Below are 13,431 nucleotides of genomic sequence, written 5' to 3'. Positions count from 1 at the left end.
TTATTTTCTACAGTCTTTTTTTAAGGTATTAATGGGGTAATTTGTCTCTGAAATATCCATATACCCATGTTCCAGCAACAGCACTCAACAGCGTAACGGATACTGCCAAAGCTCCTGTTCCGATCTGAGCAAAAAGAGGTCCGGGACAGGCTCCGGTAATGGCCCAGCCAAAACCAAATATCAATCCTCCGTAAATCTGACCTTTATTGAACTTCTTAGGGGTAAGTGTGATGGATTCTCCATATATTGTTTTTATTTTGAATTTTTTGATCAGCCATACTGAAATCATTCCTACCAATACAGCACTTCCGATGATTCCGTACATATGGAAAGACTGGAGACGAAACATTTCCTGTATTCTGAACCAGCTGATCACTTCCGCTTTCACGAATATAATCCCGAATATAACTCCTGCAGCAAGATACTTCAGGTTGTGATACCATGGACGAGTAATTGTATTTTCATTCACACAAACAGTACCTTGCCGATGTATATTCTGTTCTTTTTCTTTTATCATTATTTCAAATTCTCTTTAAAAATTAAACTTACAGGGAAAGGATCACAGGCAGAATAAGATTGGCCATTAAAAAACCACCTATCATAAAACAGATTGTTGCCACCAAAGAAGGCCACTGCAAATTGGAAAGCCCCATAATCGCATGTCCGCTGGTACATCCTCCTGCGTATCTTGTTCCAAAACCTACTAAAAAACCGCCAATAACCATTATGATAAATCCTTTCCAGGTCAACAGGTTTTCAAAGTTCATCAGCTGTATTGGAACCAGATTGCTGTAATCTGTAATTCCGTAGCCTTCCAGTTCGGTTTTTAAATTAAGATTAACAGTTATTTCTGCAGGATTAAGCAAAAAATTGGCAGCAATCATTCCTCCGAAGAAAATTCCGAGTACAAAAAATAAATTCCAGGCTTCTTTTTTCCAGTCGTATTTGAAAAAGTTCACATTGGCAGGTATACATGCCGCGCAGATATGCCTAAGTGAGGAACTGATTCCAAAGGATTTATTTCCCATCAATAATAAGGCAGGGACAGTAAGTCCGATCAGCGGGCCGGCAATATACCACGGCCAGGGTTCTTTTATAATTTCCAGCATTTTTTATTTTTTATCTAATTTATTTAAAATTTTAGTCTGACACACAAAATCACTTTTAGGAATATTTGTTGTGGATGCAATAGCTTTAAAACCTCCTTCAATTTCTGTAAAATTCCTATATCCTCTTGCCTGAAGGATGCTTGCGGCCATTGTACTTCTATATCCGCTTCCACAATGCATATAAAAATGTTCTTCTGTTCGCAATCCATTAATCCATTCATTAATATATGCTAAAGGCATACTGTAGGCTTCATGAATATGCTCTGCATGATATTCACTTTCTCTTCTTATATCAATGATTCTTGCTTCTTTTTCTTTTATTTCCATTTCAAACTGTTCTGCAGAGATACGGTTGACAAAGTCTGTTTCTTTTCCGCTCTTTTTCCAGGCTTTAAAACCTCCATCCAAAAATCCTAAAATATGATCGAACCCTACTCTGCTTAATCTCGTTACAGCTTCTTCTTCGGTTCCTTTTTCCGTTACCAGAAGAATAGGTTGGTTCACATCAGCAATTAAAGCACCTACCCAAGGGGCAAAATCACCGTCCAGTCCTATATTTACCGATTGTGGGATAAAACCTTTTGCAAACTCACTGTTGTTTCTTACATCTAAAATTAAAGCTCCTGAAGCTTCAGCAATTTCCTCGAACTGTTCCGGAGACCGTGCATGCAGTCCCTGTGAAAGGACCTCATCAAAACTGCTGTATCCTTTTTTATTCATCATAACATTCATTCCAAAATAAGCAGGAGGAGGTAAAAGTCCATCTGTTACTTCTTTTATAAAACTCTGTCTGTCTTTTTGATTCAAAGCATAGTTGGTCTTTTTCTGATTTCCCAATGTATCTACCGTTTCTTTATGCATATTTTTACCACAGGCAGAACCGGCTCCGTGAGCAGGAAATACAATAATATCGTCATGTAAAGGCAAAATTTTATGGTACAAACTGTCGTATAAAAGTCCTGCCAGTTCTTCCTGAGTCATATTCACTCCTTTCTGTGCCAGATCCGGACGGCCTACATCTCCAAGGAATAAAGTATCACCGCTGAAAAGTGCTTTTTCAATACTATTTTCATCAATCAACAAATAGCATGAACTTTCAAGGGTGTGTCCAGGTGTATGAAGAACTTTGATTTTAACATTTCCTATTTCAAATATCTGATGATCTTCTGCAATAATGGCTTCAAACTCAGGATTTGCAGTTGGCCCATACACAATTGGAGCACCCGTTTTATGGCTTAAATCAAGATGTCCACTTACAAAATCAGCATGAAAATGGGTCTCAAAAATATATTTCAACTGTACTTCATCTTCTTGTAATCTGTTGATATAAGGCTGTATTTCCCTTAAAGGATCAATGATAGCTGCTTCTCCGGCTGAAGTGATATAGTAAGCTCCCTGTGCCAGGCATCCTGTATAAATCTGTTCTATTTTCATATTACTTATATTGATTTTGTTATCGGATACAAATCTCCTCCTTTCTTTTTTCCTCTACAGCTACTTTTGTTACATAAGAACATTAAAGGAAGATTTCTTTGGTGATAATATAAATACCCATCACCAGAATAAACCATCCAAATGCAGGTTTCAGTTTTTTACCATCTATCTTTTTTGATAACTGAGAGCCTATTATAATTCCTGCAATGGCAATAGCTGTAATAGAAACCAGTAGTTTCCATTCTATTTTTACGTGATCTACAGAAGAGAAGAAGCCTATCAAAGAATTGAAGGAGATAATAACTAAAGAAGTTCCTATCGCAATCTTCATAGGAATTTTCAAAAGGTTAACCAATGCCGGAATAATCATAAAACCACCTCCGGCTCCCACCAATCCGGTTAAAACACCTACAACAGAACCCTGTCCTGCCGCCAGCAAAGTATTATTCTTATCTGTAGCTCTTTCTGACAGTTTTTCTGAAACATTGCTCTTTATCATTTTATAAGAAGCCAGAATCATCAGGCCTGCAAAAATCAATAATAAAAAAAATGTCTCTGGTAATGGTAAAGTTCTGTATTCTGAATACTTCCTCAGGAATCAAGGGAAGAAGATACATTCTGGTCAGAAAAATGGAAACCACAGAAGGAATTCCGAATATCAGTACCATTTTAAAATTAACCAAACCTTTTTTAAAATATGACATTGATCCCACCAAACTGCTTGTTCCCACTATAAAAAGGGAATATTCCGTTGCCAGAAAGGCATCAATACCAAAAAGATAAACCAGAACGGGAACGGTGAGAATACTTCCTCCACCTCCGATCAGACCGAGAGAAACCCCGATTAAAACTGCTGATGCATACCCTATAATTTCCATTTCACTATTCAAATAATTCTGATGCAAAAATGGGAAAGTGAAAGAAAGTTTACTGCTACTTTTGTTACATAAAGCAAGATTTAACACGAATGAACACTAATATGTTCACAAAGGACACGAAGAGGTTGTTTTCGGAGATGGAATAATCTTTCAATTTTGAGATTGCTTTATCTTTGGTTTTTGATAATCGCTGACCACCCCATCAAAAATTCTTTGAATTTTCTCCACCCCAAAGGAGGGGAACATATCTACTTTTTATAAAATTGAGAAAGTCGTTATGAACTAAGGGTTTTCAGCAGGGTGATTTTGTTTCTACCAAGCTTTAGTTTTCCGTCTTCTTCCAGTTGTTTAAGGAGTCTGGAGACTACTACTCTTGCGGTTCCCAGCTCATTCGCAAGCTGTTCATGAGTTGTGTTGATGGTTTCAGAATGGGTAAGTTCAGATTTTTTATGCAGCAGATTCAATAGCCTTTCATCTACTTTTTTGAAAGCAATGGCATTGATGATATCCAAAAGTTCTTCAAATCTTTTATGATACAATCTGAAGATATAGTCTAACCATTCCGGGTGTTCCTTGATAAATAAAGACACTTTGTCTACAGGAAGAAAAAGGATTTCAGCATCTTCCTCAATCTCGGCTTTTACAATGCTTTTTTCATTATGCATCCCTCCGAGAAAAGACATGATACAGCTTTCTCCCGCTTTGATGTAGTACAGTAAAATTTCACGTCCGTCTTCTTCAGTCCTGATGACTTTCAGCATTCCTTTCATAACGATGGGAATGGAACGGATAGAAGCATTTTCATCTAAAATAATATCTCCTTCATGGTAGTTTTTGGTTGTACCATACTGATACAACTTTTCTACCAGATCCGGTGATGATGAAAATTCTGAAGAAAGTATGGTATCGTCCTGCATTTTTTTCTAATTAAGCTAATTTACGCCAATTTCATCTACAAACAACCATGCCTTTGAATCTGCTCCCGGGTTTCCAGCCGGAATAATTCCTGCATTTTCAATACTTACTTTCAGGTATTTTGCATTTTGTGTTCCTACATTCAATATGATTTTTCCTTTCGCATTTTGGATTTCTGCCGTTCCGATTTCTTTAATCAGTTTAAAATTCCTGTTATCATCAGAAACAAAAATCTTTGCAGACTTCGCGAGGTGAATCCAGCTTCCCTTATTTTCAAGGGTATTGAAATAAACTTCTGAAAAACCTGTTTTCTGTCCAAAATCTATGGTTGCCACAACATCTTTTCCCTGAAAACCAAGCCATGTTTTACCAAGCTGCTTTACATTTCCGATAATACCGTCCACCAACGTAAAAGCACCTCCAAAGGAATAATTTTCACTCGGCTGCTGTTCAAGACTTATATTTTTCCCTGTGGTCTTTGAAATGGTAAACTGCTGTGTAGAAACGGCACTTTTCAACTGGCCGTTTTCGAAATAGGCAGATTTTATCATTAAAGAATTAGGAATCCGAACCGCATTCTGATAGGTTTCAGAACTGATGGAAGGGTCTGTTCCATCCAAAGTGTACCTGATCCCATTTGGGTTTTGTGAAGTTGACAATTCATAAGCAATTCCGGTGTTTGAAGAAATTACTTTTCCGGTGATATTATAAATACTCTTTGCATAGTTCACTTTCATGTTATCCAGAACTTTAAACTGACTGATTACTCTGTTTTCAAATTCTTTATAATTTTTAGGATCTGATGTTCCCCAACCTACTTCAGAAAGTGCCATTAATCTTGGAAAGATCATATATTGCACCTGTTTAAAGTCTACAATATATTCTGTCCATAAGTTGGCCTGAACTCCCATGATATATTTAGCCTGCTCTGCATTCAGTTCGGAAGGAATAGGATTGTAAGAATATACTTTGTCTAAAGGGGTAAAACCTCCAAAAGCATTCGGTTCAGACTGCGGGTCGCCCTGATAATGATCGAAATAACAATATGCACCCGGCGTCATTACGGCAAAGTGCTTTGATTTTGCAGCTTCAATACCTCCGTTGACACCAGTCCAGCTCATGACAGCGGCATTCGGGGCTAGTCCTCCTTCTAAAATTTCGTCCCAACCAATGATTTTTCTGCCTTTGCTGTTGACATATTTTTCAATTCTATGAATAAAATAGCTTTGTAAGCCATGTTCGTCTTTTAAATTGTTTTTCTTAATCAATTCCTGACAGTGTGCACATTCCTTCCATCGTGTTTTCGGGCACTCATCACCCCCGATATGAATGTATTTAGATGGGAATAACTTTATCACTTCATCCAAAACGTTCTCCAGGAATGTAAACGTTTCATCTTTCGGGCAGAAAACATCATCAAAAACGCCCCATTTTGTAGCGGCTTCAAAAGGTCCTTTTGTACAGGCCAATTCAGGATATGCAGATAATGCGGCCAAGGCATGCCCCGGCATTTCTATTTCCGGAACTACTGTGATATGTCTGTCCTGAGCATATTTCACCACCTCTTTTATTTGTTCCTGAGTATAAAAATAAGGTCCGTAAGGCTTTCCGTCAAATGTATTGTCAACATAAGCCCCGATCATGGATTCTTTACGTTTTGAACCTATCTGAGTTAATTTTGGATATTTTTTAATTTCAATTCTCCATCCTTGATCATCTGTTAAATGCCAGTGGAAAGTATTCAGCTTATACATCGCCAAATAGTCGATATATTGTTTCACTTCATCCACTGTGAAAAAATGACGGCAAACATCCAAGTGCATTCCACGCCAAGCAAATTTTGGCTGATCTTCAATTTTTATTGCTGGAATTTTCTTACCATCTTTATACTGCTCAATAATCTGAATCAAAGTTTGAAGAGCCAGAAAATATCCTTGTTTAGTATAAGACTTAATATGAATTTGCTTTGGAGAAATTTCTATTGAATAGTATTCTTTCTTCTGCTCAGCTTCTGCTTTCGAAGCGGAAGGAATTATCGAATTCGTTAAATGAATCCCACCCCCCTTCTGAGCATATTGGAATTCTAAGTGAGGGCCTATTTGTTTTTTGAAATATTCTGTCTCCTCTTTCGGGAGATCACCACTTAATACGAAAGTTTTAGGGATTACAAATTCTCCCTGTGAAAGTTGAACTTTTTGAGGGTAAGGAATTAGATTTAATTTATTTTGGGCAAAAATCACGTTTGAAATTAATACAAAAAATACTAAAAAAGTACGTATCATTGGATGGAATTAAGGTTTGAGCTAAGATAATTATTTTTCAAAACTCTTGAAGTCTTTTTAAAAACAAAATTTAGCATCTTCAATTGTTCAGATTTTCGTGAAATAGATCATTTACAGTTTGTTAAACCATGTGTTTAGAAATTGTTCTATTATATCCTGTTCATTATGGTTTGCTTTTTGATAAATTTAGACGACTTAAAAATTAAAACGTTTAAATTTGTAAAAAAATACGATGAAAAAAAACTTTTTTCTGGCAGCCGGATTATTATTCTCAATGTCAACACAGGCACAAATTTTCGATATCATAAAATCTACCGTTAAGGACAAAACAGGTGTAGATCTGAATGTTCCCGTAAAAAACAACGGTACTAAAACCACGACCACCACAACAACTTCCAGTCAGACTACTAAATCATCTGCCAATCTTGGGGGCCTTACCTCGACCCAGATTTCCTCAGGATTAAAAGAAGCGTTAAGCATGGGGGTAACGGACGGAGTCAAAAAACTGGCAATTACGGATGGTTTTTTCAAAAATGAAGCGGTAAAAATTTTAATGCCTGAAAAATTAAGAAAGATCGACACCACTTTACGTTCCATCGGTATGGGAAGTCTTGCTGATGAAGGAGTGAAACTATTAAACAGAGCTGCTGAAGATGCCGTAACAGAAGCTGCTCCTATTTTCACCAACGCTATTACTTCTATGACAATTACGGATGCCAAGAATATTTTATTGGGCAGTAATAACGCAGCAACAAGTTATCTTCAGGGAAAAACCCAATCTCAGCTGTTTAGTGCTTTTCAGCCTAAAGTAAAGGCATCATTGGGAAAAGTAGGTGCTGATACACTTTGGAAAAATCTGATTTCAAAATACAATACTTTTACAGGACAGTCTGTAACCACTGATCTTAACGAATATGTTACTACAGAAACCATCAACGGCGTATTCAAAATGGTAGCTGATAAAGAAAGCGGAATCAGAAATACACCTGCAATGAGAACAACAAGCATTTTGCAGAAGGTGTTTGGGGCGCAGGATGGGAAATAAACAAGAAGTTAGATATTAGAAGTTAGATTAACAACTAATTTTTAAAATATAAAAGCTGTTTCATTGATGAGGCAGTTTTTTTGTTGGCTTTAATTTCTTTTGTCTTGAAATAAAAGAAACAAAAATTCAAGACCTGGATCTCTTCGCTAAAAATAAATCCTGTTCTCTAAAAATTTTAAACTTGCGCGAATTCTATATTTCTTAATCGGTTCTAAGTCTGTCTCGCGCTTCGGACAGGAGAATTTTCTTAACGTTCACAGGAATTATTTTTTTGACGTTGCCATCTCCTATGTCGCTTTTTAAAGCTATCATTAGAAATATTTGTCAAAATTTTAAATTTCTTCTTCTGTGAACTAATTTATTTTGAACTAACTCAGGTAGAAAAAATTTTGTGATTTTTGTGGTTTACTAAGCTATTTATTGGGTATAAAAAAACCTTGTCAGTGACAAGGTTTTTGTTGTATTAAAATTAGAACTGCATTTCAGGAATTTCTCCTTCAATGATCAGATCTGCTTCTGTAGCTTTGATAATATCTTCTACTGAAACGCCCGGTGCTCTTTCCACCAGTTTAAAACCTGCCGGAGTTACATCCAGAACAGCTAATTCAGTAACTACTTTCTTCACACAGTTTACACCCGTTAAAGGAAGTGTACATTTTTTAAGGATTTTGCTTTCTCCTGCTTTGTTTACATGCATCATTGCAACGATAATATTTTCAGCAGAAGCTACAAGGTCCATAGCACCTCCCATTCCTTTCACCATTTTTCCGGGGATTTTCCAGTTGGCAATATCTCCGTTTTCTGAAACTTCCATGGCTCCCAAGATAGTAAGATCTACTTTCTGACCACGAATCATCCCGAAACTGAATGCGGAATCAAAGAATGAACCTCCTTCCAGAATAGTAATAGTCTGTTTTCCGGCATTGATGATATCAGCATCTTCTTCTCCCGCGAAAGGGAAAGGCCCCATTCCCAAAACTCCGTTCTCACTCTGGAATTCTACGGAAATACCTTCCGGAACATAGTTGGCAACCAAAGTAGGAATCCCAATTCCCAGGTTTACATAATAACGATCTTTCAGTTCTTTTGAAATTCTTTTGGCAATTTGTTCTTTTGTAAGCATAATAAAAACTTAGACTGCAATTTAATTATTTTCACTTGAATACAAAAGAGCTTTGTTGTGTTCAACAATTAACACTGTTAGTTAAAATAATATCTGTAATTTTGCTTCATTATTTTAACAGAATGAAAATACTTTTCAAATATCTTAAACCTTATCAATGGCTGATTATCATTTCTTTATTTTTGGCCACTATCAATCAGGTTTTCTCTTTATTCGCCCCGGCTATTACAGGAAATATTCTGGACCAGCTGGTCACTCACCCCAATTTTTTTGATAAAGAAAAACTATTGCCCAGAAACCTGAATGAATATTTATATGGAAGTTCCTTATATCATGGTGCTTTTTATTTCCTTGGGCTGCTTATCGGAACGGCTATGGTGAGTAGAATAGCCAAGGCTTTTCAGGATTATGTGGTAAGTGTTATTACCCAAAAATTCGGAGCAAAAATATTTACAGACGGTTTAAAGCACTCCATGGCACTGCCTTTCCAGGAATTTGAAGATCAGAGAAGTGGTGAAACTTTATCTATTTTAACAAAAGTAAGAGAAGATACCGTAAAATTTATCACTAATTTCATTAATATTTTCTTCGGAATTCTGGTGAGCATTATTTTCGTTTCGGTGTATGCGATCCGTTTGCATTGGTCTATTATGCCGGTTTATATCTGTGGAATATTCTTTATTGCTATTGTTACCAATTTATTGAGTAAGAGAATAAAAGTCATTCAGAAAAATATTGTTTCAGAAACCACAGCTTTAGCCGGAAGTACTACAGAAAGTTTAAGAAACATTGAAATTGTGAAAAGTTTAGGATTGACAAACCAGGAAGTAATCCGTTTAAATAACAATACTTATAAGATCCTTGGTCTTGAGCTAAGAAAGGTGAAAAGCATCCGTTCTTTAAGTTTTATCCAGGGAACGATGGTGAATTTTCTCCAGCAGTTGATTACCCTGACTTTATTGTATTTAATTTTTAAAAATATTGTGACTCCAGGGCAGTATCTATCCTTAATGTTTTATGGTTTCTTTATTTTTGGGCCGATGCAGGAAATCGGGAATATCATTATTTCTTACCGTGAGGCGGAAGCTTCTCTTCAGAATTTTGACCGTTTAATGAAAAAAGAAGTAGAAGAAAAACCTCTTCATCCGAAACAAATTGGTGCTATTGAAGAACTGGAGTTCAAACACGTTTCTTTCAAACATCAGTCTGCCCAGTATAAAGCCTTAAATAATATCTCTTTTGATCTCAAAAACGGAGAAACTATTGCTTTTGTAGGGCCTAGTGGTTCCGGAAAAAGTACACTGGTAAAACTGCTGGTTGGGTTGTACAGACCTCAGGAAGGGAATATTTTTTACAATGGAATTAATGGGAAGGAATTTGATTTTGATGAACTGAGAAATCAAATTGGTTTTGTAACTCAGGATACTCAATTATTTGCAGGAACTATTAAAGAAAATCTTCTTTTCGTAAATCCTGCTGCTACTGAACAGGAGCTGGCTGCTGCTTTACAGAAATCGAGCTGCACGGCATTGCTGGAAAGGGCAGAAAAAGGAATTGAAACAGTTATTGGTGAAGGCGGTCTGAAACTGAGCGGCGGTGAAAAACAAAGAATTGCCATTGCAAGAGCTCTTTTAAGAAAACCTCATCTGTTGATTTTTGATGAAGCTACTTCTGCACTGGACAGTATTACTGAAGAAGAAATTACTACGACCATCAAGGACATATCAAAAGAAAGAGAACAGATCACAGTACTCATAGCCCACCGCTTAAGTACGATTATGCATGCCGATAAAATCTATGTTCTTGAACGCGGGCAGGTAGTAGAAACAGGTTCCCACAGCAATCTGATTGCTGAAAAAGGACTTTACTACGCCATGTGGAGACAACAGATCGGAGAAAGAAAAACTCTTACTCCTCAAGCATAAAAAAAGCGCTGAAAATATTTTCAGCGCTTTTTTGTTTTATTATTCGAACTTATTCTTTAGTTCTTACTGTTCTCTGCTCAATTCTTTTTTCAAATTTTTCTCCCTGGAAAATCCTTTGAATCATGATTCCCGGAATATGAATTTCGTTTGGATCCAATTGTCCCGGTTCTACCAATTCTTCTACTTCAGCAATGGTAATCTTTGCAGCTCCTGCCATAGGATGGTTGAAATTTCGCGCAGATCCTTTGAAGATAAGGTTTCCGGCGTGGTCTCCTTTCCATGCTTTTACGATAGAAAAGTCTGCATCGTAAGCATGCTCCAGGATATGAGGTTTTCCTTTGAATTCTTTTACTTCTTTTCCTTCTGCTACTTCAGTTCCGTAACCTGCAGGTGTGTAAAAAGCCGGAATTCCTGCCTGAGCAGCTCTGCATTTTTCAGCTAAAGTCCCTTGTGGAGTAAGTTCTACATCCAGTTCACCTGAAAGCATCTGTCTTTCAAATTCAGCATTTTCTCCCACATAAGAAGAGATCATTTTCTTGATCTGTCTTTTGTGAAGCAGTAATCCTAATCCGAAATCATCTACCCCCGCATTGTTTGAAATACAAGTCAGATCTTTCACATCACTTTCTACCAAAGCATTGATTGAGTTTTCAGGAATACCGCAAAGTCCGAATCCGCCAAGCATCAGTGTCATTCCATCATTAATTCCTTCGATGGCCTCCTTTGCATTTTTTACTCTTTTATCTATCATGAAATATTAGATTTTTCTGTTGGCTAAATTTAATAAATTTTCTTGTATATCCGATGAACGGAAATGATACGGAATTTCATCCTTTTTAGAGTGATATATTTTATAATTTAAGACCATAATAATCAAACACTTATTTACAAAATCGAACAAGTCTGTTCATTTTTCATGGTATTTTTCATCAATTTGATTTATATTTGGGCCTTCAAATCCAGAAGAACAGCCTATTTTGTTGTTTCAGGATAGTATTTACTTAAACACAATTTTAATGTAGAAATTATTTCATGGCAGACAATTACCTGCCCTTTTCGGTTCTTTTGATCGCTACTAAGATCTGCTTCAACACCTATCATCATATTAATCATATACAAAATCAAACCTTAAATAAAAGCATGAAAAAATTATTTACCTCAGCATTACTTGCCCTGGTACTCAGTATCAATGTGTATGCACAAGAAAAAACTTATTTCGATGAAAACTGGGAAAAAACCACTCAGGATAAAATGGAATATTACCGTGAAACGACTCCTAAAGGAAAACTAACTCTTATCAAAGACTTCTATAAGGACGGAAAACTACAGATGGAAGGTCTGGCTTCTGACACTACTCCAAACAACGAAGTTTTTGACGGAAAAGTCACCTGGTATACACCTGAAGGAAAGGTTCTGAATTTTGCCACCTATTCTAACGGCCAACAGGTTGGTCCAGCTCAGACTTATGATACGGAAGGCAGGTTGACAGAAGATATGGTATATAAAGCTGACGGAAATTTTTCAGGAAAGATGTTCAGCTATAAAGATGCTGAGGACGGAATTGATTTTAATATTCTGGTCGATTATGAAAACTCCACGCCTGTAAAAACAACCGTTTATGATAATGACATTAAAGGCATCAGAAACGAAACCATCATTGATAAGGACGGTAATACTGAAACAAAATATTATGGTGAAAAGGGTAAGTATCTGGGAAGCGGCACTTCCGGTTCTGCAGAAAACATGATGGTAGATTATTATTCCAGCCCAATGAGGATCTCAAAGATAGAAAAATACAGAAAAGACGGCAGTGTAAAGGAAAGTGTAACTTACAGCAAAAGCGGAAAGATCTTACAGGAGCAGAAAATGAATAAAAAAGATGGCTATAAAACCACTTATGATGAGTCGGGTAAAAAAATAGGACATCTGATATATCAGTATGATAAGGAAAATGATATTTATAATCCAATGGATGGAGAGGATTATCAGCTGGCTTATGAATATACACAGATTTCATCCATCGATACCTATGAAAAAGGATCAATTGTAACAAGTAAATACTTTGATGAAAACGGAAAATTATCATCTGAGAAGTTTTTAAAAGATGAGATCATACAGGAAATTAAATATTATTCTCCAGATGGAAAGCTGAAATCTACATTGACCTACAAAGATGATATGCCTTATAATGGTACTACTTATGAAGGCTTTAATGAAACAGTCTATAAGGAAGGTATTATTGTAAATATCAAAAACTTTTTTGAAGGTGCTAATACGAAACTGAGTTTTGAAAAAAAGCTGAACGCTAAACAAACATTCTATGATGCAACTGTTTATGACCCCAAAGGCACTATTTTATATACATTCACACAACCTATCAGTGAAGACGGGGAAGATTATTCCTTCACAGCACAAATCACACAGTATATAAAAGGAAAGCCTGCCAATAAGTCTTCTGTAAAAGCAGGTGTTATTCAAAACGGAAAAATCAGAATAAAAACATGGGATGGAGCTAAAGAACTTGAACGCAGCGGGAAATGGATCTTGTTAAAACTTTATAATATGGATGGAAAGCTCATTCAGGAAACTAAAACGCTGGCCGATGCTCAGGAGGAAAATGCTTCTGCTGAAAACCAGACGCTGATCAGCGAGGATGATCTGCACCATCTATTTGACTAATTACCACAACTATATATCAAAGGCGGTTTCATTTTTTTGGA

The 13,431-nt window shown here is 36.5% G+C and carries 10 protein-coding genes and 1 pseudogene; 3 read left to right on the top strand and 8 right to left on the bottom strand.

Annotated elements, in window-relative coordinates; genetic code table 11:
* Positions 1–28 precede the first annotated feature (28 nt).
* The 6 genes and pseudogenes from KIK00_RS22310 to KIK00_RS22285 form a co-directional block, all read right to left on the bottom strand.
* Positions 29–517, bottom strand: a complete 489-nt coding sequence (locus KIK00_RS22310) for a DUF6691 family protein (protein WP_255814437.1) — start codon at positions 515–517, stop codon at positions 29–31.
* Between the two features lie 28 nt (positions 518–545).
* Positions 546–1,109, bottom strand: coding sequence for a YeeE/YedE family protein (locus KIK00_RS22305; protein WP_255814436.1), 564 nt, complete (start codon positions 1,107–1,109; stop codon positions 546–548).
* Between the two features lie 3 nt (positions 1,110–1,112).
* Positions 1,113–2,543 (bottom strand): rhodanese-like domain-containing protein, encoded by a 1,431-nt coding sequence (locus KIK00_RS22300; protein WP_255814435.1) that lies wholly within the window; start codon positions 2,541–2,543, stop codon positions 1,113–1,115.
* Between the two features lie 82 nt (positions 2,544–2,625).
* Positions 2,626–3,421: pseudogene (locus KIK00_RS22295) on the bottom strand (sulfite exporter TauE/SafE family protein).
* A gap of 275 nt (positions 3,422–3,696) precedes the next feature.
* Positions 3,697–4,338: a Crp/Fnr family transcriptional regulator gene (locus KIK00_RS22290; RefSeq protein WP_255814434.1), complete on the bottom strand. Its 642-nt coding sequence runs from the start codon at positions 4,336–4,338 to the stop codon at positions 3,697–3,699.
* A gap of 15 nt (positions 4,339–4,353) precedes the next feature.
* Complete coding sequence (locus tag KIK00_RS22285) at positions 4,354–6,618, bottom strand: family 20 glycosylhydrolase (protein ID WP_255814433.1); 2,265 nt, start codon at positions 6,616–6,618, stop codon at positions 4,354–4,356.
* Between the two features lie 232 nt (positions 6,619–6,850).
* On the opposite strand from KIK00_RS22285, the gene KIK00_RS22280 reads away from it, so the two are divergent.
* Complete coding sequence (locus KIK00_RS22280) at positions 6,851–7,663, top strand: DUF4197 domain-containing protein (RefSeq protein ID WP_255814432.1); 813 nt, start codon at positions 6,851–6,853, stop codon at positions 7,661–7,663.
* Positions 7,664–8,132: 469 nt separating this feature from the next.
* Here KIK00_RS22280 and KIK00_RS22275 read toward each other — a convergent pair whose 3' ends face one another.
* Positions 8,133–8,786, bottom strand: a complete 654-nt coding sequence (locus KIK00_RS22275; protein ID WP_047376943.1) for a CoA transferase subunit B — start codon at positions 8,784–8,786, stop codon at positions 8,133–8,135.
* Positions 8,787–8,908: 122 nt separating this feature from the next.
* Between KIK00_RS22275 and KIK00_RS22270 the strand changes: the two genes are divergently transcribed.
* Positions 8,909–10,711 carry an ABC transporter ATP-binding protein gene (locus KIK00_RS22270; protein WP_255814431.1) on the top strand — a complete coding sequence of 601 codons (1,803 nt, stop codon included), beginning with the start codon at positions 8,909–8,911 and terminating at the stop codon, positions 10,709–10,711.
* A gap of 49 nt (positions 10,712–10,760) precedes the next feature.
* Here the strand turns inward: KIK00_RS22270 and KIK00_RS22265 are convergent, their stop codons facing one another.
* On the bottom strand, positions 10,761–11,462 hold the full coding sequence (locus KIK00_RS22265) for a CoA transferase subunit A (protein WP_047376945.1): 702 nt from the start codon (positions 11,460–11,462) through the stop codon (positions 10,761–10,763).
* Positions 11,463–11,851: 389 nt separating this feature from the next.
* Here KIK00_RS22265 and KIK00_RS22260 point away from each other — a divergent pair, with 389 nt between their 5' ends.
* Positions 11,852–13,390: a membrane-binding protein gene (locus KIK00_RS22260; RefSeq protein ID WP_255814430.1), complete on the top strand. Its 1,539-nt coding sequence runs from the start codon at positions 11,852–11,854 to the stop codon at positions 13,388–13,390.
* Positions 13,391–13,431: the final 41 nt, after the last annotated feature.

The organism is Chryseobacterium sp. MA9 (assembly GCF_024399315.1).
GTDB lineage: Bacteria > Bacteroidota > Bacteroidia > Flavobacteriales > Weeksellaceae > Chryseobacterium.
This window is presented reverse-complemented; position numbering and strand designations above follow the sequence as displayed.